General features: G+C 28.3%; 17 protein-coding genes. 5 read left to right on the plus strand and 12 right to left on the minus strand.

The features are described 5' to 3' along the window. Positions 1-59: 59 nt before the first annotated feature. Positions 60-1,226, plus strand: a complete 1,167-nt coding sequence (locus tag KQI36_RS07835) for a MalY/PatB family protein (RefSeq protein ID WP_216450449.1) — start codon at positions 60-62, stop codon at positions 1,224-1,226. Positions 1,227-1,254: 28 nt separating this feature from the next. Continuing rightward, a complete protein-coding gene (locus tag KQI36_RS07840) occupies positions 1,255-2,598 on the plus strand; it encodes an APC family permease (protein ID WP_216450450.1) in 1,344 nt (447 codons plus the stop codon). 86 nt (positions 2,599-2,684) lie between these two features. Here KQI36_RS07840 and KQI36_RS07845 read toward each other — a convergent pair whose 3' ends face one another. Beyond that, positions 2,685-4,049: a DUF4179 domain-containing protein gene (locus KQI36_RS07845; protein ID WP_216450451.1), complete on the minus strand. Its 1,365-nt coding sequence runs from the start codon at positions 4,047-4,049 to the stop codon at positions 2,685-2,687. After that, positions 4,042-4,596: a sigma-70 family RNA polymerase sigma factor gene (locus tag KQI36_RS07850; RefSeq protein WP_216450452.1), complete on the minus strand. Its 555-nt coding sequence runs from the start codon at positions 4,594-4,596 to the stop codon at positions 4,042-4,044. The genes KQI36_RS07845 and KQI36_RS07850 overlap by 8 nt, the downstream gene beginning before the upstream one ends. Before the next feature lie 431 nt (positions 4,597-5,027). Here KQI36_RS07850 and KQI36_RS07855 point away from each other — a divergent pair, with 431 nt between their 5' ends. After that, positions 5,028-5,264 (plus strand): hypothetical protein, encoded by a 237-nt coding sequence (locus KQI36_RS07855; RefSeq protein ID WP_216450453.1) that lies wholly within the window; start codon positions 5,028-5,030, stop codon positions 5,262-5,264. Positions 5,265-5,336: 72 nt separating this feature from the next. Here KQI36_RS07855 and KQI36_RS07860 read toward each other — a convergent pair whose 3' ends face one another. The 4 genes from KQI36_RS07860 to splB form a co-directional block, all read right to left on the minus strand. After that, positions 5,337-7,985: an aldehyde dehydrogenase family protein gene (locus KQI36_RS07860; protein ID WP_216450454.1), complete on the minus strand. Its 2,649-nt coding sequence runs from the start codon at positions 7,983-7,985 to the stop codon at positions 5,337-5,339. A gap of 27 nt (positions 7,986-8,012) precedes the next feature. Next, positions 8,013-9,131, minus strand: coding sequence for a LuxE/PaaK family acyltransferase (locus KQI36_RS07865; RefSeq protein WP_216450455.1), 1,119 nt, complete (start codon positions 9,129-9,131; stop codon positions 8,013-8,015). Beyond that, positions 9,128-10,225 carry a GNAT family N-acetyltransferase gene (locus KQI36_RS07870; protein ID WP_216450456.1) on the minus strand — a complete coding sequence of 366 codons (1,098 nt, stop codon included), beginning with the start codon at positions 10,223-10,225 and terminating at the stop codon, positions 9,128-9,130. The genes KQI36_RS07865 and KQI36_RS07870 overlap by 4 nt, the downstream gene beginning before the upstream one ends. A gap of 212 nt (positions 10,226-10,437) precedes the next feature. Further along, positions 10,438-11,445, minus strand: a complete 1,008-nt coding sequence (splB, locus tag KQI36_RS07875; protein ID WP_061996374.1) for a spore photoproduct lyase — start codon at positions 11,443-11,445, stop codon at positions 10,438-10,440. A gap of 308 nt (positions 11,446-11,753) precedes the next feature. Between splB and KQI36_RS07880 the strand changes: the two genes are divergently transcribed. Further along, complete coding sequence (locus tag KQI36_RS07880; RefSeq protein ID WP_425321724.1) at positions 11,754-12,818, plus strand: YkvI family membrane protein; 1,065 nt, start codon at positions 11,754-11,756, stop codon at positions 12,816-12,818. 709 nt (positions 12,819-13,527) lie between these two features. Further along, positions 13,528-14,433: a radical SAM protein gene (locus KQI36_RS07885; protein ID WP_216450458.1), complete on the plus strand. Its 906-nt coding sequence runs from the start codon at positions 13,528-13,530 to the stop codon at positions 14,431-14,433. Between the two features lie 111 nt (positions 14,434-14,544). On the opposite strand, the gene KQI36_RS07890 is transcribed toward KQI36_RS07885, so the two are convergent. From KQI36_RS07890 to KQI36_RS07915, 6 genes are all read right to left on the minus strand, one after another. Then, the gene (locus KQI36_RS07890; protein WP_216450459.1) at positions 14,545-14,787 is read right to left on the minus strand and encodes a hypothetical protein; all 243 of its coding nucleotides are present in this window, start codon (positions 14,785-14,787) and stop codon (positions 14,545-14,547) included. Positions 14,788-15,650: 863 nt separating this feature from the next. After that, positions 15,651-17,450 (minus strand): heme NO-binding domain-containing protein, encoded by a 1,800-nt coding sequence (locus KQI36_RS07895; RefSeq protein ID WP_216450460.1) that lies wholly within the window; start codon positions 17,448-17,450, stop codon positions 15,651-15,653. 52 nt (positions 17,451-17,502) lie between these two features. Beyond that, positions 17,503-19,011 carry a sensor histidine kinase gene (locus KQI36_RS07900; RefSeq protein WP_216450461.1) on the minus strand — a complete coding sequence of 503 codons (1,509 nt, stop codon included), beginning with the start codon at positions 19,009-19,011 and terminating at the stop codon, positions 17,503-17,505. Beyond that, positions 18,992-19,690 carry a response regulator transcription factor gene (locus KQI36_RS07905; RefSeq protein ID WP_216450462.1) on the minus strand — a complete coding sequence of 233 codons (699 nt, stop codon included), beginning with the start codon at positions 19,688-19,690 and terminating at the stop codon, positions 18,992-18,994. The genes KQI36_RS07900 and KQI36_RS07905 overlap by 20 nt, the downstream gene beginning before the upstream one ends. Positions 19,691-20,281: 591 nt before the next feature. Then, positions 20,282-21,655: a peptidoglycan-binding domain-containing protein gene (locus tag KQI36_RS07910; protein WP_216450463.1), complete on the minus strand. Its 1,374-nt coding sequence runs from the start codon at positions 21,653-21,655 to the stop codon at positions 20,282-20,284. A 228-nt stretch (positions 21,656-21,883) separates the two neighbouring features. Continuing rightward, the gene (locus KQI36_RS07915; RefSeq protein ID WP_216450464.1) at positions 21,884-23,776 is read right to left on the minus strand and encodes a S8 family peptidase; all 1,893 of its coding nucleotides are present in this window, start codon (positions 23,774-23,776) and stop codon (positions 21,884-21,886) included. Positions 23,777-23,786: the final 10 nt, after the last annotated feature.

Consider the following 23,786-nt stretch of genomic DNA (forward strand, 5'->3'; position numbering starts at 1 on the left):
GGCACGATATTTGCTTTAATAAAATACTAAAAAATAGACTCATCAAGGAGGATTTAAAAATGAAATATAATTTTAACACAATTACAGACAGATCAAACAATTTTGCAGCAAAATATGATGAACTAGGAGTTAAATTTGGAAGAGAAGACATTATCCCTATGTGGATAGCTGATATGGATTTTAAAACTGCTGAGCCTATAATTGATGCAATGAGAGAAAGATTAGATCAAGGAATATTTGGATATGTGTCAAGACCGGATTCTTATTTTGAATCAGTTTCACAGTGGTATAAAAAAAGACATGATTGGGATGTAAGCAGTGATTGTATGAGCCATAGCCATGGTGTTATTCCTGGAATGGTAATGATGATGCAAGAATTCACAGAACCTGGAGATAAAATAATAATTCAATCACCGGTTTATAACGAATTCTTTGAAATAGTAGAAGATCATAAAAGAGAATTACTTGTTAGTTCTTTAAAAGTAGTAAATGGTAGATATGAAATGGATTATGAAGACTTTGAAAACAAAGTAAAATCTGGTGTGAAAATGTTCTTCCTTTGTAACCCACATAATCCAGTAGGAACAGTATGGACCAAAGAAGAATTAAAGAAAATCGGTGATATTTGTATTAAATACGGAGTTCAAGTTGTATCTGATGAAATTCATTGTGAACTAGTATATAAAAATAATAAATATACTCCATTTGCTTCTATTTCAAAAGAGTTCTTTGAAAATTCTATAACTTGTGTTGCTCCAAGCAAAACTTTCAACTTAGCTGGACTTCAAACATCTATAATAATTTTCGGAAATAAAAAGCAAAAAGATACATATGATCACTTATTACAAATAAATGATATAAAAAGAAACAATTGTTTTAGTTTAGTTGCTACTGAAGCTGCATATAGACATGGTGAAGAATGGTTAGAGCAATTATTAGAATATTTACATGAAAACTTACAATTTGTAAATAATTATATAGAATCAAATATTCCAAAACTAAAAACTTATGTGCCAGAAGGAACTTATTTTTCTTGGATAGATTGCAGAGAACTTGGAATGACTGCGGAAGAATTAAAAGAATTCACTATTAATGAAGTTAAAGTAGGATTTGGTTTATGGTATGGAAAAGAAAGTGAAGGTTTCATTAGAATGAATGTTGCCTGTCCAAGATCAGTAATTGAAGAAGCTTTAAATAGATTAAAAACTGCTATAGACAAACTATAAAAAATAATTACCTATAGGGGGATTTTATATGGCTACAGAAAACAAAAACCAACTGAAAAAAACTATGAATGCCTTTCAAGGTGTAATGTATGTAATTGGTCTTGTAATTGGTTCTGGTGTATTTTTAAAACCTTCAATAGTTTTAGAAAATGCAGGTTCCACAGGAGTTGCACTTTTAATGTGGATTTTTGGTGGTGTAATCACTATAGCAGCAGCTCTTACTGTTGCAGAAATAGCTGCTTACATACCTAAAATTGGTGGTCTATACACATATTTAAGAGAACTATACGGCGATTTAGTTGGTTTCTTATTTGGTTGGGTAGGTGCTTTAATAAATTGTCCAGGTTCCGGTGCTGCTTTAGCAATAGCCTGTTCTACATTTTCAACATTTTTTATACCTATGACTGGGACTCAACAAAAAATGTTTGCTGTATCTTTAGTTATAATATTGACTATTGCTCAAATAATTTCAACTAAATATGGAGTTTGGTTGCAAACATTAGCAACAATAGGTAAATTACTACCAATCGCAGCTATAGCTATATTGGGTTTAGTAAGTGGTACTGCACATGATATAAACTTTTCAACATTACAAAATGTACAAGGTGCTGGTACAGGAGTTGCACTTCTTGGTGTTTTATGGGCATATGACGGATGGCTTAGCTGTTGTACATTAGCTGCTGATATGAAAAATCCAGAAAAGAATATTCCTAAAGCTATAGTTATCGGAATAACATTTGTAATGCTTGTGTATATCGCATTTAACGCAGCTATATTTAATATTTTACCTGGTCCAATTACTGCTGTTTCAGATAAAATAGGTGTAGATGTTGCAAGTAAACTTTTAGGGCCTAGTGGCGCAACATTTATAACAATTGGTATGATGCTTTCTGTATTTGGGGGACTTAATGGTCAATTAACTTGTGGTTCAAGATATGCTTTTGCAATGGCTGAACGTAAGGACCTACCTGCATCAAAAGTATTAGGTTCTCTTCATCCAAAGCTAGGTACACCTATTAATGCATTAATATTTCAAGCTATAATAACAATATTATATATATTATCCGGTACTTTTAACTCAATAACAGATTTAATTGTGTTTGCTTTATGGATTTTCTACACTCTAGGTACAATTAGTATATTTGTTCTTAGAAAGAAATTTACTCGTAACCCTAAACTTTATCATGTTCCTTTATATCCTATAGTACCTTTAATAGGAATAGCTGGTGGTGTCTATTTATTATATTCTACACTTAAAGATTCACCTGCTAGTGCTTTATTTGGAATAGGATTAACATTGTTAGGATTACCAGTTTACTACTATTGCAATCGCAATAACAACAAGATAGAAGATAACAACAAAGTTGCCTAATTCATTTCATTAACATATACAAAAAAACAACCTACAAACTTAAACTAGCCTCCGTAGGTTGTTTTTCTATTTTTATTTTGTATTAGTTACTCTAAATTTATTATTATTGCTTGATCCTCAAGTAATTTATATTCATATTCTGGGTACATTAAAAGTTTACTATATTTTGAGTAATCAAACCCTTTATTATAAGATGTGACTATTGCTGTATAACTATTATCTTCTCTATCTACAGCTATTTGATACCACCTATCTTCATTATATAACGGTTCCATTTCATTTCCATCATCGTCCAAAAATATTGCATCTCCTACATTAGAATGTACTAGCCCTTTTTTACGATATTTTATCTTTAAAGTATTTTTATCGGATTTTATATCTTCAACTATAACGCTACCACTTGATGACATTTCAAATTCTACTGGTAAATCAGCTATATCTTTAATAATAGGTTCAGGGTATTGCCTTGTTGATCTTGTATCTACAGGAACAAGCTTTATATATTTTGTATCTTTATTTGCCTTTAAAAATTCAAATGAATTTACTGAACCTATTTCTCCTATACCACTTACCCCTGTTGGTAATACATCTAGTGATTCTCCTTTATCATCAAACAACACAAATTTATTAAAGATTTTTTCATTATTACTTTTTATAGTTATAATGTTTCCAAGTGGTGATATTGACACTTTTTCAATATTTATATCATATTCTATATCTTCACAATTTATAATCATATGCTCATTAGGTCTAACTGATTTTATAGCCGGTTGTATTTTACTTTTATCTAATACAGTTTCTATTTTCCAATCTCCTTCAACAAGTAAAACACGTACTAGTTCCAAAACTAATTTATCATTTTCTTTTATTTCTATATTATTTAGCCCTAGCCTTGCCATTGCTTTAACTTTATATTCAGATTCAAAATATACTTCACAATCTTTCATTACTGGATGATTTTCACCAATTGTAAAATCACCGCAAGGTGCAAGATATTTAGTATTCCAAATCATCTTAATTTCTTTTTCGCTTATCTTAATAGGTTTATCACTTTCTATTGTATAAAATAAATTCATAAAGTTTTCGTCTGCTGAAAGACTATCTAAGGTAACCTTTATTCCTTTATCATCTACAGTTATGCCTACTTCATCATTAAATTTCTCAAGACTATTTTTAGATGCACTATATCTAGACTCTGTATTACTACTAAAATAGTTTTTTACTGTATTTATTGCATTTTGTACTGTTTCCGAATTAGCTGCTAATGCCGTTGTAATTGTAAGCATCATAATTGATGCAACCAATATTCCTATTTTTAAAGAAAACCTTTTATGTGATTTGATTGTATTTAAACTTTCATAGGTACTTTCCAATCTTTCATCTAAGCTTTTAGGTGTATCCCATTTTTCTTTTGATATACTTTCTTTTATCATTTCATCAAACCTATCCAAATATCTCACCCCTTTTTCCATCTTCTAATATTAATTTCAACTTAGCTTTTGCTCTACTAAGCCTAGACTTTACTGTTCCAGATGGAATGTTTAAAATCTTACTAATATCTTTTATGCTCATATCTTCATAGTAAAACAATATAACAACAGCCTTAAAATCATCTTCTAATTTATTAACTGCCCAAATTAACGTTTTTTCGCTTTTGTCTTCGTATTGTAGGTTATAAACTTCCATATCATTTTGAAGCTCTACCTTATTTCTTTTATTTAAAAGGGCATAACATTCATTTACTAAAATTCTCATTATCCATGGTTTAAAGCATTTTACATCCTTTAAAGTTTTTATATTTTTAAATGCCTTTAGCACTGTTTCACTTATGGCATCTTCTACGTCAGCTTCTATCTTTAATATCCCCTTTGCTAATCTATATAAAGATATCTTATTTTCATCTACAAGATTTATAAATATTTCTTTATCCACATAATTTTTTGCAGATTTATGATTTTTAAAATCACTAATTTTTATTACATTGTCTTTACCAATCATTAAATTCACCTCTCTACACTTAAGATAATCGAGGGCTGTAAAAAGTTCCATATATTTATTAAATTTTAAAAAAATATATTTTTAATCTAAATTCTTCTAAAAATCTAAGTAAGGAACTATATTTCTATTTAAGAGTTATGGGACTTTGCTAGTTAAAAGTTAACAGTGAATAGTTAATAGTTGTGGTTATTACTATTCGCTTTGCTTATAGTAATTCTAAACTTAATTTTATATAAATTTGCAAAGCAAATTATATGATTAAGTTAAAAGAAGGTGTTTGCTCACTTTCATCCTGAACTCTTAACTATCTTAAGGCTGTATCCTTTTCATTTAACTTTTATTGGTTTTATACCCATAAATATGTATAATATAAATATATAAATTAAAAAACAATCGTAAGTGATTATTCTAAAATACAGGGGATGAGAATTATGGAAACTAACAAAACAGATAAAGGATTTGAGCTTCTTTATTACAAATTAAGTTATAGGCGAAAATTTTTAAGAACATTATGGATGACTCCATTTTTAATTGTATGTTTAGCAATTATATGGTTGGCTAATGATAATATTATTTTAGATACAATATTTACTATCTTTTGTGTATCAATTTATCTTCTACAATTAGTTTTTACATATTTTAAATGGAAAAAAGATGAACAATCTTAAAGTAATATAATTTTAAACATAAAAAAGATAACCGGTAAAATACCTGTTATCTTTTTTTATTTATTTTATAAATTATATACTTACTCTTCTATCTACTATTCTTCTTATTTTTCCTGTTCGTCCTACTCTTTCTATTCCAAAGGGTGGTAATATTTCAATTTTTAAATCGTTAATTAAATTCTTTTTATAATCTATTCCTAAGCTTCTAATATTACTTTTTAAAGAAGTTGCTATTTTCTCCTTTAATATATCCCCTTTTAAAGCCATATCCTTATCTTTTGTTTCTATTTTAAATGTTACATCTCTCATTTCATCTACATTATCAACTACCACTTGAAAGAAAGGTGAAACTTCATTAACATTTTTTAACGCCTCATGTACATCATTTATATATATATCTGACACATTAAATCTTATAACATCATCAGTTCTTGACAATAATTTAAACTTCTTTGAAGTTCTTCCACAGGCGCATGGTTCATCAATCCACTGAATGCTATCTCCAAGTCTATATCTTATTATAGGATTAAGAAACCTACTTAAGGTTGTTACAATTGCATCTCCATTTTCATCTCTTTCAACATAACACCAATCATTCATAACATGATGTTCAGTTCCCTTGCAACATTCACATTGAAATCCTATGGGTCCAACTTCTACTGCTGCATATCCAAAAGATGCTATTTTTCTTGCACCAAATACCTTCTTTACATATTCCTGTGCTTTTAATGGCATATGTTCTCCTGCATAAAATATTTTTTCTAATTTAATATTTTCGTTTAATTTTTCTACCTCTTGAGCTAAAAGTATAATGTTTCCTGGAAGACTTATAAGTACATTAGGTTTAAATTTTTTTAAATACTCTATACTTTCCTTTTCAGGTTGATTAGCCGTTAGTGATAATATTTTACAGCCAGTTTCTTCTAACCCTTCATTTACTGCTGGGAAAGCTGTCCAAAGGGCTCCTGCTTTCATATAATTAACTGCAAAATCATTTTTATCTATACCAACAGCTCTAAAACCTTCTCCAAATATTTTTTTAGACTTTTCAAATTCCTCATTAGAATAAGCTACATACTTCATTTTACCTGTAGTTCCTCCTGCTGAAAAAACATAAGAACTTTCCATATTTCCTGTAATCATATCATTACTTTTATCTATACTATTTTCATAAATATGCTTTTTTTCAAGTATAGGAACATTTTTAAAATCCTGTAAACTTTTTAATGGAAGAGATACATCTTTATAAAACTCTTTATAAAATGGTGATTTTACAGCCTCATTAATAAGAGAATTTAATCTCCAGAGCAATATATCATCTTTTTTATCTTTATTAACATACTCAATTCCTAAATCATCTATCTTGATATTTTCTTTATTTATAAATCTTACAAGTAAATTAGTTATATACATTCCATCATGCGGTAAAGAGTCATCTTCACTTTTATTCATAGCTCCTGGTTTGCAAAATCTCATTACTCCAAAATCAATGAAATCCTCAATTATATCTTGAACCCCATCATTACATGCTATAGCTAACGTAGACATATAATATTTTAAAAGTTTTATGTTTCCATCTAAAATATCTTTATAACTATCAACTACATTAACATATATAGTTCTATTTAAAGGGCAATCAGAAATATTATTTTTTTCTTCCACAATTATAGTATGATTTGCATTTTTACCTTCTAGCACTAACGCCCTATTATTAAATTCCTCCCATTTTGCAATTTCTCTTTTCTTTCTTATCTCAACAGCATAATCTATATCCAATTGATTTTGAGGAAATTCTTTACCCTTTTCTTCTAAAGCATCATATAAATAATTAACAAAATTTTTAACATCATTGCTATTTTCTATAAATATATTTTGACAGCTTGTACATGCCCTTTGTTCCCAAAAAACTATGTCATCAGCAAAGTTCATTGCAGTTTCTCTTAATTTAAAATCATTTAAACCTTTACACACAATGCCAAAGCTTATTTTAGGACCAAAAGAATAAAGCTGAGTATTAACGGATAATCCATTTTTGTAATTTTTCACTGCTTCTTCTCCACCAAATAAAAGTATAGCATCAAAACTATTTTTAGCAATTTTATCTAAAGCTTTATTACTGCTTTTCCAATAGGTAATTGCTATATATGGAGTAATTGCTTTGTCTACATCTACTTCATCTAATGCTTTATAAAATAATGTTGGAAATAAAAAATCTTGGCTAGAAACCTTTAATATATTTATATTTTTTGTTATTATCCCCATAATTAGTGAATCTATTGAACCTAAAAATATATTTCCTGCTGCTATATGAAGAACTGAACCAACTGGAACTGCTCTAGTCATTTTAGACTGTCTATCTTTTGTAAAATTATCTAAACAATGATAATCTCCAAGACTCTCCAATCTTAATTTTAGGGAACTTATACTTAACATTTCTTTAAGGGACTCTATTCCCATATCAACCATTGAAGGAGAATAACTAATTAATTTAGGCATCTTCTCCATTATTTCTTTATAATAATCCCCATTTTTATCACATAATTTATATGCAGTTTTTTCTAAAATATAAAGTATTTTATCTATAGGCGTATTGTTAAATTCTTTAGATTTTTTTCTTAAAAAAGCTGAATTAAAATATTCATTTGCTTTCTCTTCTGTTAATTCTCCTTTTATATCTAACTGCTTTCCAAAACATATATGTTTAAAATCTTCTAATCTCATACCTTTACCCCCATGTAATCTAATCATTTAGCTATTTAGTATTTCCTGTGCTGCAATGGCGCAACCTTTATGCTTAGTTACTCCACCTCGTCTTATTTTTTCAATATAATCTCCCTTTATTCCACAAGGGCAGTCCTTTTTAATTACAACTAAATCCGTTGATAATACTGATAGATTAGGTTGTGCCGTATTATATGGCGTTATAAGTTGTAAAAGTCCTTCTTCTCCATATGTCTTTTTCTTAAAAGTTATAGGATCCCTTGCAACTATTCTACTGTAAATAGGTGCATGTAAATGTCCTTCACTACATGAACAATAAGGAACTCCGTGTTCTGCCATACCATAAGTATCTCTTATATTTTCACGTTTAAGTCCAATATTTTTTTCTATATAATCCATAAAATCATTTAGTGACATACTTTTCCCTAAATGATTTTTCCAACCTCCCCCAGCTATTATGAACGAATCTTTGTGAACTTTAATTTTCCCATAACGCTCCTTGATTTCTTCTACCATTTTATACATAAATGCCGGAAATCCTAATAATCTTACAGGCGCTTCATTACTTAGTTCTTTAAAAATTTTAGCCCACTTTTTACTATCAAAAACAAACTCACCTTTATCTTCATCCCATTCAATCATCCAATTAACAGATAATGCAGGTGCAAGACCTAAAATTTGCTCATCGCTCCAGCTTGTCCCAACATTTTCTGCTTTTTTTATATCATATGAAAATAAGAAATAATGTACTGGAGTATCACTCTTAAAGCCTATAGCATTGAATGTATTTTCTGCTAAACTTTGTAGTCTAGAAAATGAGTTTTTATCAAGGAATAATTGAGTTTTTTGACCATTAGTTCCTGAACTTGTCAAGATAAGTTCTAAATCATCCTTTTTAAAATTGCAAAAACCATTTATTTTCATAGTTCCAACAAATAAATTAGGGATATTGTCTATATCCTCAATTGTACTTAAACTATTAATATTAAAATCTTCTCTTTCTGCTAAATATTTAATATATGGTTGATTGTCAAGTTGAAATTTATAATTTTCATCTATAGCTTTTACAAACAATTCCTCTGTTTCTTTTGTAAAATTAAAAGCATCTTCCCTATTACATAACATATCTATATTATTAAATCTCATATACTAATCCTCCTTTTTCTATTAAAATCAATATCCCATTCTTTTACATTATCAACTAAAGCATTTCCTATAACAGAATTTGCATATATTTTTTCATAATTAATTTCATCATTAATATATTGAAGTATCAATTCATCCTCATCACCATCTCCAGGCATAATGCCTGCAAAGCAAAATCCAAGTTGCTCCATCTTATCCCATATATATATGCTGCTTTTATTACAAAGTTTTAATCTTAAAAATATTGTTTTTTTCCCCTCAAAATATAACTTATTAAATTGATTTAATATCTTATTCATCTCATCTTTAGCAAATTCATTTACATATATTGTTCCTGTATCATATTCATCTACAATAGTTTTTATAGAAGTAACCTCTGAAAAACTTTTATTATCATCTTCTAGTTTTTTAAATACTACTTTCACGCCTAAATTATCATATATGTCATTAATAATTTCTTTATATTTTTCTAGTGCATAAATATATTTTTTACGTTGTTTTTTTAAATATTTATATTTTATGATAAGACTTTCTCTTTTTTCATTTTTATCATGTATATCTCTAAATTTCAAAGCTGTAATTTTTGATAGAAGTAAAGCACAATCCTTAAATCCATTACTTTCTGCTGACTTTTGAGAATATGTATGACTTGTTACTGCATGTACATATATTCCCACATCTCCTCTTTTTTTGCTTTCTTCTATTACGAACCTTGTTAAATCTGTAAGACACCCTCTCCCCCTAAATTTAGGGTCCACAAAAGCATGTGAAATTTCACATATATTAGGTTTTTGAAAGTATTCTAGAGCTATGTGTCCAATTACATTATTCCTTTCATCTAATGCTATATAAGATATTATTTTCTCTTCATGATTTAATTTCTCTATCATAGATTTATCATAGATATATTTGTGTATATATGAATTTCCATAAGCTCTATAAGCACAATTTACTATTCCTTCAGCTTCATTTTCTAACCTTTTTATTGTTATTTTTCTTTTTTCATCAAGCAATTCTTCTGAATTAATCCCTAAATCATAGTCAAGTTTATCTTTGACCTTTTTAGTTATTAATATCATGAATTCTTTTAGCAAAGTATCACCTCTCAAACGACATATTATTTTCTTTTAACCCAATAAACCTTTTTATACCATCTAAGCCAGATTATATTATAATTGTTTAATTTTTCTTTTGCAAGTTTTCTCTTCTTTTTTTCTGTTCTAAGAATTGTTTCTTTCAATTTTTTGTATGTTTTTTAATAAAAATAAATCTATAAAAGAATAATATCCTTTTATAGATTTATTTTTTATATAATGTAATTTATATTTTCTTTACTCCATAGTTCACTTATACTTTTAGTGAAAAATTCTTTATAGTTTTTCATTTCTTCATTTGTATAAATATACTTACCATATCCAAATTGTCCATATTTAAATTTCCTTAACTCCTCTTCCATAGGTAATGTTGTTTTAGGAAAAACTTTTAATATATTTTCCTTTGCTCGTTTTGTAAATCTATGAGAAATAACTTCAAACATTATGTTATTGTTATCCATTATAGATTTTGTATACTTTAACATATCATAATATTTTTCTTCATAGCCTTCATCAAGAAAAACTGGTGCAATTATAAAACCTATAGGATAACCTGCATCACTTACTTTTTTTGCTGCAGCTATTCTACCTTGAAAATCTTCTGATTTATGTTCATATTTTCTTATAGCTTCATTTATATTTATACTAAATCGAATTGTTGTTCTTCCATTATGTTTTGCATTTAGTAGACTATCAACTTCTGTAAATTTTGTAACAAATCTAAATAGAGATTTATCATTAGCTCCAAAATATTCAATGGCATCTTTTAATGCTCCTGTATAAGCTTCTACCGGTATTGGGTCTGAGGTAGCTGCACCTTCGAATATTGTTATGTCTGGTTTTCTTTCTTCTATATATTTTCCTGCTTTTTCTAAAATTTCATCTGTATTTACATGGATTTTTATGTACGGTTTCTTACCCATCTGAGTATTTAAATAACAATATTCACACATTCCCATACATCCACTTACTAATGGAAGTTGATAATGAGCAGATGGTTTACAACTTTGAAAATCTAGTTTTTTTCTTACACCAACTACTAAAGTACTCTTACCTTCTAAAAACATTTCTTTATCTGTTTTTCCTGGTATGCCTGTTATTCTACCATTTTTTGAATACTTTATTTCAACATCTTGATTTTTAAATAACTTAAGTAGCTCCTGACCTTTTTCATAATTTAATGCTGCTTCTTCAAAAATAACTCTTTTTGGATTAAACAAATTTTACACCTCTCTCTTGTGTTGAATAATTGTATAAAAATACACTATTTAATTTAAATCTATACAAAATATCTTTGTTATTAGCTTTAGATAGTTAAAAGTTAATTGGGAATTGTCCATTATCAACTTTCAATTTTTAATTATATTATCTATAGTATTACTCATTTTTCTAAATAAGATTACTTTATTTTTTATTATATTAAGAATAAATCTAAACTCTAACTTATATATTTTAATAGACAAGCTATATTTTTAATGGCAAAAGTCAAATAAATATATATATATATTAAATTATGGGGGAGATTTTTTTGAAAAAGAGACTAGCTTTAATTTTTCAGACAGCTACTGTTTTTGTTGGTACTATTGTAGGGGCTGGACTTGCATCAGGACAAGAAATAACTCAATTTTTTACAACCTATGGGTTTAAAAGTTTTTTTGGGTTATTAATTTGTGCAGCTTTTTATATTTTAGTTAGTTCTGCAATGGTATCAATTAGCTTAAAATTTAACTTAAATTCATACTCAGATTTTATAACTCTTGTTAGTCCTGGTTTCTTAGGAAAAATTACAGATCTATTAACTGGGTTATTTTTAGTTGCTGGCGCTTCTATAATTCTTGCTGGAGGAGGTGCGCTATTAAAACAATACTTTGGTATTCCTAGAGTTGTTGGTGTAATTATTATGGCTGCTATTTCACTTTTCACTTTACTTAGAGATACAAAAGGTCTTATAACTATAAACACTCTTATAGTTCCTTCTTTAACTACTATAATAATTGCTGTATTTTTATTTTACTTAATAAATCATGGTGATATTATGTCCATTGATTATATGCAAAGTGTGAGAACTTTTAAAAATGAAATTATCCCTGGACAATGGATTGTTTCATCTTTTTTATACGCTGGTTTTAATATGTTATTTAGTAGTGGTGTTTTAGTTCCGTTAAGTAAAGAAATGAAAAGCAAATCTATAATAATAACCGGTGCATCAATTGGCGCATTGCTTTTAACATTACTAGCCTTTTTAATTAATTCAATGTTACTTGTTAACATACCAGAAATTTTTCAATTTGAAATTCCATTATTGCATGTTGCTAGCAAGTTTGGAACTTTAATTCAATTATTACTGCTTGCTGTTATTTGGTGTGAAATGTTTTCTACAGAAGTTTCTGATATATATAGCGTTGGAAAAACTCTAGAACAAAAATATAAAATACCTTATAAAACAGGTGTAATTTTAGTTCTTCTTGTAGCTCTACCTATTTCTCAATTAGGTTTTAAAAATTTAATAACATATCTTTATCCTGGATTTGGGGTAATTAGTTTAGTATTTGTATATCAAATATTTAAATTTTATTTTAAACATTGCAAGTAATAAAGAGGAAGAAGATCCTATTTAAATTTATTCATAAAATCTTTGTTATTAGTTCTGAAAAAACACGTAAAACTATATTGAAAAATGGACAATGGACAATGGACAAAGGACAATTGACAATGTTAGTTGAAACTGGACTACCAGTTTCTTTTTTTATTTAAGGGAGTAAAATTTAGATTTGAGCGCTAAAATCAACTAAAGCTATATTCAAAGTTTGTAGCCGTAACAAGAAGGACAGGCGTAGCAAAATATATTTTCCATAAGTTATTTTGTGAGTAAAATCTAAAATGTTATCGATAAAATTTAAAGTAATCAAAGCCGGTCCTAAAATAGTTAAGAGTTAAAAGTTAAGAGTTAAGAGTTCAGGATGAAACTGGATTACCAGTTTCTTTTGAATTTAAGAGAGTAAATTCTGAGTTTATGATATTAAATTAAACAAAGTTATATTCAAAGTTTACAGCCGTAACAAATGGGACAGGCACGGATAGTGTAGTTCCATAAAATAGATAGTAGCTCTTACAATTTAATTGCCATAAATAAAAAAAGTTAGCCAGTCCCTTAAATAGTTAATAGTTATGGTTGATAAATAAAATTTAATAAACTAAAATCATAAATGTAGATTCTATGTGAATTCAATTAATAATATAACAAATTTAAATATAATGTTGAATTCTATATATTCTACAATACATTAAGTAAGGTGATTTTAATGAGTAATTTAGATATATTACGTTCTTGTAGTCTTTGTCCTAGAAATTGTGGTGTTGACAGAACTGGTGGTGAAATTGGTTTTTGTTCGGCCTCTGATAAAATTAAGGTATCAAAAGTATCTAAACATTTTTGGGAGGAACCATGTATATCTGGAGAAAATGGTTCAGGAACGGTTTTCTTTTCAAACTGTAATTTAAAATGTGTTTTTTGCCAAAATTATAAAATTAGTACTGAAGGATTTGGTAAAGAAATTTCTATAGAAAGATTAAGTTCTATTTTTTTGGAGCAACAATGTAGAAATGTAAATAATATAAACTTAGTAACTCCAACTCACTATATTCCTCAAATAATTGAGGCAATTAAACTAGCTAAATCTAAGGGGCTTACTCTTCCTATAGTTTATAACTCCAATGGATATGAGGATGTAAATGCTATTAAAATGTTAAATGGATACATAGATGTTTATCTTCCAGATTTAAAATACTTTAGTGATAAATACGCTGTAAAATATTCTAAAGCTCCAAATTATTTTACTGTAGCGACAAATGTTATAGATGAAATGTTCTCTCAGGTTGGAGAACCTGTCTTTAATGAGAATGGACTAATAAAAAAAGGTGTTATTATAAGACATTTAATGCTTCCAGGGTTACTTTTTGATTCTAAAAAAATAGTAGATTATGTATATAAAAAATATAATGATAAAGTATTTTTAAGCCTTATGAATCAATATACTCCTTTTTATAACTGTAGTGAATATGAAGAACTAACAAAACCACTTAACCCTAAGCATTATGAAGCATTGATAGATTATTGCGTAGACCTTGGTTATAAAAATGCCTTTATTCAAGAAGAAGGTACTTGCAAAGAAAGTTTTATCCCTGACTTTAATTTAGATGGAGTTTAATTAGTTAAAAGGTACGAGTGAATAGTTGCGGTTATTACTACTCACTTTATTCCCAGTAATACTAAACGTATTTTTAAACCTAGTTTCGCTAGCAAAATCTAAGTAAGCAATTCACCAAAATTTCAACTCCATTACAAATGGGACAGGCACGATAAGTTTATTTTCTTCGTTAACATCTGATGCTCTTCTAGTTTTATATTTTTCTACTAATAAATCAAAGCCGGTCCCCAACAATTCAAAAGAAAGTGGCGATCCACTTTCAACCAACATTGTCAATTGTCCATTGTCAAATGTCAATTTCCAAAGAACTACCTCAATTAAGCAAGCAATTTCTCCAAGTTCTACCTCCATCACAAGAGGGACAGACGCGTAGCTGGCTAGTTTGCTATATTTGTGGCTTTATGCTTTTGTTGATTTTAGTTTCTCTCCAATACTGCTCGAAGTCGGTCCCCATTATTCAGTTTTGGCAACACGTCTAAACAATCAATTTCTTACAGTATTAGCTCCATAACAAGAGGGACAGGTTCATTTGTGTCTATTTTCTTCGCTTTAATTTTAGATTCTACAATTACTGTATTCCCATAACAAAATAAGCAAAGAACCAGTACCTAACAGGTATGCTGCTTTGCAGCTCAAGTACTGGTTCTTTGCTCAGTAATTTATTTTATCTAGCCTTTTTATTGAGTACTAAAGTTTTTTATGGTGGTACAACTAAATGAACCTGTCCTTCTTGTCACGGCTGTACATTTTGAATATAACTTTGTTTAATTTAATATCTTCAATTCAGCATTTATTCTCTATAATTCAAAGAAACTGGAATCCAGTTTCAACCTAAATTGTCAAATGTCAATTGTCCATTGTCAATTTTTAAAACTTTTAACTCTTAACTAACTAAAATCCAGTTTCCTCATTAACTTTTAACTCTTAATTTTTTAAAGATTGTCCCTAACATCTACGCTACAAAGTAGCTACTCTTGGGACTGGCTAATTTTTTAGTTATAAAAAATATATTTTAACTATTTTTTCTTTTATGGAACTACAGGTTTCTTGCCTGTCCCATTTATTAATTTCATTTCTTAATTTTAAATTTATTCCCTTTAATTCAAAGAAACTGAGTAACAGTTTCAACCAACATTGTCAATTGTCCATTGTCAACTGTCAATTACTAAAGCCCTCAACTTTTCACTAATTACTGTCAATTACTAAACAACCATTTATTACACTTTATAATTGTCTAAGCTATCTTTAAAGTATGTTGCTATTTTGTCAAATTCATTTATGCTTTCTGTAAGCTTTTTAATCTCTTCAGAATATACATTAACATTAGCACTTACTTCTTGTGATGACGCAGAGTTTTCTTCTGCTATAGCAGCTAAGGATTCTATATTATCATACATACTAGCTATAGAACCTGCCTGTGAATCTAATTTTTCTATTGTTTTAATCATTGCTTTTGAAACAGTTTTAACAGATGTTGTAGACTCCTTGCTTACATCTCTTATTAATTGTAATCCTTCAGTCTCTTTTTGAAGCACTTCATACTGACTATCTATATTCATTACAAGTCCACCAATATCTTCTACAAATTGAACTAAGTTAGTATTTATTTCTTGTACTGCATCCTTAGTTTGCTCTGCTAACTTTCTTACTTCCTCTGCAACTACAGCAAATCCTTTTCCTTGTTCTCCTGCCCTTGCAGCTTCTATAGAAGCATTTAAAGCTAATAAATTTGTCATATCTGATATCTGTGCTACTATGGAAACAATATTTGTTATGTCTTTAGCTTTGTCCCCAAGTTGAGTTCCCTTTGTTTTTACTTCTTGGAACCCTTCTAATGTAGCTAGAATGTTTTTACTAGTATTTTCAATTTTTAAATAACTGCTATTTATTTTGCCTATAGTTAATTCTAGTTCTTCCTTATTTTCATTTTCATTATTAACTATTGCTTTTAAACCATTAATATTGTCATTTAAAACTTGTGCTGCAGTTTCTGTACTATTAGCTTGATCTACAGATGTATTTGCAACTTGATTAACTACTTCTACAATATCACCAGAAGTTCTATACATATTATCTGATATATTACCTAACTTTTGAGCAAAACTACCCATTTCATCAGTTATTCCCTTTAATCCAATAAAGTCGCTTTTTATTCCTTTAACATGTTTGTCTATTCTATCATATAAGTATTCAAATTCGTCATTTGTAACTATTTTACTATCCTCTACAAACTTCTTATTATTTAAGTTTTCCATAACTTCATTTATATGATTCATTGGTCTTAATAAACTCTTCACACCAACAAAACTCACAATACCACTTATAAAGGAAATTAATAAATTTTTTAGTATACTGCTAAATCCTAATATAGGTAAATTTATTAAAAACATAATTACAAATGTAAATAAAGCTACTTTTGATGCAACGCTTTTTAGGAATCCTAAAGATAAAATATTGTTTATAAAATATTTCTTTTTATACTTTATATCTTCCTGAAATGTTATTTTAACTTGCATTGTATTATCTTTAGTTTCTATAATATCAAAATCTGCTTTTTCCTTAAAGTACATAAAACTTCCTTCTAACATACCTAAGAAATAATCAAACATTTTTCTTTTAGATGAATACGTAATTATAGCTTCCTTATTTGATATTGCTTCTATATTAACTATTGGAGGATTAGCTCCTGGTATTTTCTTAGTCATAACCAAATGAATATCATAAAGCGATTTTAAAAATGAGTACGTATTATCACTTTTAAAAAATGTTGGAAGTTCTTCTGCAAAAGAATATACATTGTCATGACCAATTTTTGACCATAATTCCTTCTCACTTATATTTTTTTCTCTAGTAACATAATGTATAAATTTTTCTATTTTTTCATCATTTACGTCCTCTGCTGGTGAAAAAACTTTTGTAGCATCAAACCCTACATGAAGCATTGCATCATCTACAAAACTATCACCATAAAGTTTTCTGCAAGTTTTAAACCAAGCACTTACAGCTGTTCCCTTCACTGAAAATTCCCCCTTTACTTATACCATTTAATATATAAATTAATTTAATTCTTTATTTTACTAAGTTACAATAAAAATAAAACTCAACACCTCTTTCTGTGTTTTTAGCTCCATATTTAAAGTTGTGCATATTAAGTATATTCTTAACTATGGAAAGTCCTAACCCATTTCCGCCTAACTTTCTAGTTCTTGATTTATCAACTTTGTAAAATTTATGCCAAATATTTTCTAACTGTTCATCACTTAATGGATCGCAAGTATTTTCAAAAGATACCCTTATAAAATCTTTATCATTTTCAATAGCTATAAATATATTACCATGTTTTTTTGTATATCTTATAGCATTAGTTATAAAGTTTATAACTACCTGTTCCATCCTAAACTTATCAGCACATATTATTGGGTTTAAACAATATCGTTCTATTACCTTTATGTTTTTTTCATTTATTTCATTTGATAATGCCCTTAAATTACTAGATATCATTTCACCTAAATTAAATTCTTCGAAATTAAGATCAATAACTTTACTTTCTAGTGCTGACAATTCTAGCATATCTTTAACCAAGTTACTCATTCTATTAGTTTCATCTATAATTATATCTAAAGATTCTTTTTGATCCTCTTCGCTAAATATACCATCTTTTATACCCTCAGCATATCCTTGTATAATAGTTATCGGAGTTTTTAACTCATGTGATGCTGCAGCTACGAAATCTTTTCTTATTTTTTCTAATTGACGTTCTTTTTCTATTTCCTTTTGCAATCTAACATTTGTCTGTTGAAGTGATGTTAAAGCACTAGTTAAATTATAAGATAAAAAGTTTAATGTAGTTGCTAAATTACCTATTTCATCCTCTGATTCATACTCACATCTTTCTGTAAAATCTAATGTGCTCATTTTTTTAGCTTTATCATTTATATTTTTTAATGGATTAGTTATCATATTAGAATACACATATGAAAGTATCAATATTATAAATATAGCTACAATATAAAAATACTTATAAAACTCTTCTATAACACTTATACCCTCGCTTATCGGTAACATAGAAGTCGTAGCTACAATTAAATTGCTTTCATCTAATGTAACACATACAAGCTCTTTATTTTCGCTATAATCACTTTCAACACTAAACACAGCTATGTTATTTGATACAAGCTTTTGCATTAGAGATTTATTATTTCTAATTTCATTTACTATCTCCATTATATGTTTAGACCTACTATTTCTTTCATCAACAACTTCTATATTCATAGCTATGCTAAATCCAGGTTTATACTCCACAATGCCTATATAGGTGTTATACTCCTCTTCGCATTCCTTCATCAACGCCAAAATTTCATCATAACTTTCACTCTTATTGTATTTTTGAATAAATTTTGCAGTAACACTTTTTATCTCTTGACTTTTCTTATTAAAATACATATTCTCAAAAAATATTCTTTGAACTATAAGGGTAAAACTTAAAAATAGTATAAATATTACCATAGTTATAAAAAACAATTTCTTAGATATACTTTTGTTTATACTATCTAAATATCTATATATCTTGTTTCTCATCTTTTACCTCGAATTTATATCCAAATCCCCTTACTGTTTGAATGTATTTTGCTTTATCATTTATTTTTTCTCTTAATCTTTTAACACTAGTATCTACTACTCTAAAGTCACCCATAAAGTTATATCCCCAAACACCATTTAGTATTTGTTCTCTAGATAACACTATATCTTTATTTTTCACAAAATACATAAGTAGTGAAAATTCTGTTGGTGTTAAAGATATATCTTCGTTATCCACAATAACATTATGAGATTTCTCATTTATACACAAACCATTAAATTCATACACATCTTCATCTTTATTATCGTATCCATAAGTCCTTTTCATTAGTGCATTTATCTTTGCTACTAATATTTTAGGACTAAATGGCTTAGTTTCATAATTATCAACACCTATTCCAAATGCTAATAACTTATCTTCTTCTTCACCTTTTGCACTTAACATTATAACTGGCATATTGTACTCTTTTCTAAGTATCTTAAGAGTTTCAAAACCATCCATCACTGGCATCATTATATCTAATAAAATTAAATCTACTTCATTGCTTTTAACTTTGTTTATAGCATCAACACCATTACTTGCTTGTATTATATTATAATTTTCTTTAGATAAATACGCAGCTAATAACTTTCTTATATTTTCTTCATCATCTACAATTAATATAGTTTTATTTTTCATATTAATCACCTGATTTTAAAACTTTAATTCATAAAAGTAATCAGGTTATTCACCTACCTTTCTCTATGTTACAAAAATTCAATCCAACTTTTTAACTTACATATAAATATTTTACTATCAAATATAGAAAAACAAGCTTAAACTTAAATTTATTCATCAAGTTCTTTTAATCTAATAATATAATTTGCTCTGCAAATTTATAAAAAGATACGTTTAGTATTACTATGAACAAAGTGAGTAGTAATAACCACAACTGTTAACTATTCACTCTTAACTCTTAACTCTTAACTCTTAACTAAACTAGGCTGTCAACTATCAGTATAATATTAAACTTTAATATTTTTTGAACTCCTATATTTTTAACTTTCTATATTTAAAATTCTCCGTTACTTTATATTTTGCCACTTAATTATGTCTATTCTGTATTAATTTTATAATATATGTTTTCCTATATATTATAATAATATCAATTAGGCATATGAAAAGAAATAAGAAACTTAAATATTTTCCCAATATATGTATAAAAAAATAACTAGCCCATTTTCACTTGGCTAGTTATTTTATATTCATATTTTTTTATTTCCCTTAAGATTATTTAACAGGATAATCTATTGTAGGAACATCTAATGATCTTCCAATTATAAATGTTGGTGGAACAAATATTCCCATTTCTCTTGCAACAGATTCAACCTCATTATCATTTATTCCCATAGAACTTCTAAGTTCTGCAATTTTTGTTACTCCAACATATATATTAGATATTTGATACCATGTTGAATAATCTACTACACCTGTTTGTGGTAAATTAAAAATCTTTTGAAAGGTTTTTACTGCATCTGCAGTTGATTGACCATAAACTCCGTCTACGGCCACCTTTGGAATTAGTGGATAATTATCCCCTATTCTATTTAAAAAAGTTTGAATTGTTGTAACAGGATCTCCTGAACTACCTATTTGTAATGTAAAACCTGGATAGGATTTAGGTATTCCTGAAACCTTTGGTGCTTTTTCTATATCTATGTCAGGTCCATAAAAACTTGTTAATATTTCATAAGGGGTTTTCCCTTGGTCACCTAAATATTTACTTCCCCATTGTGTTAACCATCCAGGACATTTAACCCTTTCACCATCGCAATATTGAGTTAACAGTGGTTGTTTTGCTCCTCTTCTCTTTATATAGCTTGTAAATATTTCATCAACTATTCTACTTATATTATCAAAAATATTTCTACCATAAGTAAATGCATGGTCAAATGCAGTTGAATTGGTTATTGTAAAATTATATCCCTTACCGGTATACCACTCTGTAAAAATTCTATTTAATGTAAAAGATAATATACAATATATATTAGTTCTTATTGTGTTTTCTGACCAAGTTGAATATATTTCAGAACTTGCAACATTTTTTATATAATCTTTAAATGGAACTTTATAATTTGGTGCACCAGTATTAGTAGGTACGCCAGCATGAACAATAACAAACTCTGGAACCACTACTTCATCTAAAACAACAAATCCACCACCAGGACTTTTAGGTAATGGTTTTTCTGGTGCCTCTGGTATTTTTGGTGGAAATGTGCCAAAAAGCCTATTATCAGGAACATCTATAGTTCTAAGTTCCCCCATTTCCCTTGACTCAGAAGGATTTCCTAAAAGTTCAATATTTTGTATAGCTGTTGAATCTGGTAATATCTGTGCGTTTCTAATTTCTACCGGTTCAAATCCAGGTGCCTCCGCTCTAACATCCCATAAACTATATGGCATTTCTGTATATTCTGGTCGCTGACTTAACTCTATAGGCGGCGTATTAACATCTACTGTTTCCGTTTGACCAACACTATTCGTTGTTAATTCTACTCTTTTACTTTCATCTTCTGATGGATTCATGATTATTTTTACATCTTTTAATGGTACAAAAGTATCTTTTTTATATACATTAACTAAAATTCTACCTATATCAGCCATAAAATACTCCTTTTTAAAAACTAATTCATTATATCTTATGTGCTAAAATGTAAATTGTTTACTCTTTATACCATTAACTTTAAATTAATGGACATTTTTATTTTCAAGCTAGCTTTTCATTTATAAAATACAAAAGTGATTAACTCAATTTCATTATCAACTTTTTATTAACCACTTTATCAATTGCTTTTTTCACTTTAAACTAATATTACTTTATTAAAACTTTAATTAGTTTAAATTTATATAATTAAAGTTATACTTTAACCTATTAGTAATATGTTCTGTGACATATACTTCAACTTCCTTTGACATAAGAAGTGTTGCTTGATTTTCATGATTCTCTATACTACTTCTTTGGTCTACATCAAGTTCTCTAATTGAATCGAATATTCCTTCTAAATCTAAGATTCCAAATCCCCACTCCTTATTAGGATAAACATCTCCTTTTCTTTTTCGAGTTCCTCTTATAATATAAGCTTTCGCTTTCTGAGCATACATCTTAGGATCATTTCCTTGAACAATTGCCCATTGGTAAAAAAGTGCCATTGCACCAGTTAGCACAGCACCTGCAACACTGGATCCTGTTAAAGTTACAATGTTTCCTCCTGGAGATGTTGCCTGTATATCTACACCACCTGCAGTAACTTCAGGTTTTATTTCCTCTTCTCTAGTAAATCCTCTACCTGATTGAATTACTGAACTATTTGTTGTTTGATTGTAAAAAGATGTGCTTATAGCTGCACTACTGGTTGAAGGTATAGTAAGGGTTACATTGGGATCTGAACTTAAAAACTTAGTATTACTACCTAATAATTCTCTTTGATATATCCAAGCATCAAAAGTTCCAAAAACTACATAATCAGCATAAACTTTTATTTGCCAAATCCCAACTTTAATATCTCTTATTAATATATTTACATTCTGATTTCCGCTATAATCATTAGGATAATCATACTCAACAATTATAGTACTACCTTCAAATACCAATTTAATTTCTTTGGTCCTTTTAATTTTAGCTGGAATCCTCTCAATTACCTCTCCACTAGGGGATATAAGTCCAACAGAAATTTTATCCGGCTTACTGCACCATATAGTTACAGCCAAATCCTTTTGATTTCTGTCTACAGTAATTTCCATTGTTTTTGCTTCTCCTGATTTTTGAAAATTATTTCTGTAGTGAGTTTCGCTACTTCCTTCATTTCCACAACTTGTAATGAAAAGTATTCCACTTTGATTAGCAAAAAGATCTATATATCTTTCTAGTACAGATGACCCATCATGCCCCCCAAAATTACTAGCTAGTGGAATATATATTATTAATGGTTTATTATAGTTCTTTTGAATATCAGATAAATATCTTATTGCAAGTATAATATCTGTAGTTTGGTACATAGGATACTTTCCCCTTTGTAATCCATTTACTATCAAATTTTTATCTGATGCTTCATCTAACTTTACAATTGCAAATTCACAATTAGGCGCAGCACCTACAATTCCATTATATCCTTTGCCCCCAATTATGCCTGCCATTGAAGTTCCATGCCCATATTCATCCTTACTATTTACTATTTTGTAAGGGTCTTCATTGTTTTCATATGCTTTTATTGCTTCATTAATTTCATTTCTATCAAAAACTGTTCCATAATGAAATCCTGGAGGTGGTGTTAAATCCTCCACTGTTTGATCCCATATTTCAAGTATTCGAGTTTTTCCGTCTTCAGTCATAAATTCTTTATTTAAATAATCAATTCCAGTATCTATAATTCCTACTACAACGCCATCACCTTTTAAGTTTAAATATGGATTATTATGATATTTAGTTACATTTGCGGCCTCTAACGGTGATATATAACTTAAAGTAAATATTCTATTTATTTCATAATTTACTATATTAGGTACTTTTTCTAAAACCTCTTGTAAATAACCTACTTTTACTCCAAGTATCGCATATATGGGATTTATTATAATTGCACAAGCATAGTCTTTATCTGCAAGAGCCCCAGTTAAATCTCCATAATATTCTATTACATAAGATTCAAATTCATCTAGTAAATACTGTTCCCCACATTCTTCTGTTGTTTGAGTTAAAATAAAGTCATTTTTATCTCTATTTATTTTCATTACATACCTC

It is taken from the genome of Clostridium senegalense (assembly GCF_018916625.1).
GTDB classification, from domain to species: domain Bacteria; phylum Bacillota; class Clostridia; order Clostridiales; family Clostridiaceae; genus Clostridium_J; species Clostridium_J senegalense.

What these genes read in the sequence shown, in the direction of transcription:
- KQI36_RS07835 (WP_216450449.1), top strand. Translation starts at nt 60, where the DNA reads ATGAAATATAATTTTAACACAATTACAGACAGATCAAACAATTTTGCA.
- KQI36_RS07840 (WP_216450450.1), top strand. Translation starts at nt 1,255, where the DNA reads ATGGCTACAGAAAACAAAAACCAACTGAAAAAAACTATGAATGCCTTT.
- KQI36_RS07850 (WP_216450452.1), bottom strand. Translation starts at nt 4,596, where the DNA reads ATGATTGGTAAAGACAATGTAATAAAAATTAGTGATTTTAAAAATCAT.
- KQI36_RS07855 (WP_216450453.1), top strand. Translation starts at nt 5,028, where the DNA reads ATGGAAACTAACAAAACAGATAAAGGATTTGAGCTTCTTTATTACAAA.
- KQI36_RS07860 (WP_216450454.1), bottom strand. Translation starts at nt 7,985, where the DNA reads ATGAGATTAGAAGATTTTAAACATATATGTTTTGGAAAGCAGTTAGAT.
- KQI36_RS07865 (WP_216450455.1), bottom strand. Translation starts at nt 9,131, where the DNA reads ATGAGATTTAATAATATAGATATGTTATGTAATAGGGAAGATGCTTTT.
- KQI36_RS07885 (WP_216450458.1), top strand. Translation starts at nt 13,528, where the DNA reads ATGAGTAATTTAGATATATTACGTTCTTGTAGTCTTTGTCCTAGAAAT.
- KQI36_RS07900 (WP_216450461.1), bottom strand. Translation starts at nt 19,011, where the DNA reads ATGAGAAACAAGATATATAGATATTTAGATAGTATAAACAAAAGTATA.
- KQI36_RS07905 (WP_216450462.1), bottom strand. Translation starts at nt 19,690, where the DNA reads ATGAAAAATAAAACTATATTAATTGTAGATGATGAAGAAAATATAAGA.
- KQI36_RS07910 (WP_216450463.1), bottom strand. Translation starts at nt 21,655, where the DNA reads ATGGCTGATATAGGTAGAATTTTAGTTAATGTATATAAAAAAGATACT.
- KQI36_RS07915 (WP_216450464.1), bottom strand. Translation starts at nt 23,776, where the DNA reads ATGAAAATAAATAGAGATAAAAATGACTTTATTTTAACTCAAACAACA.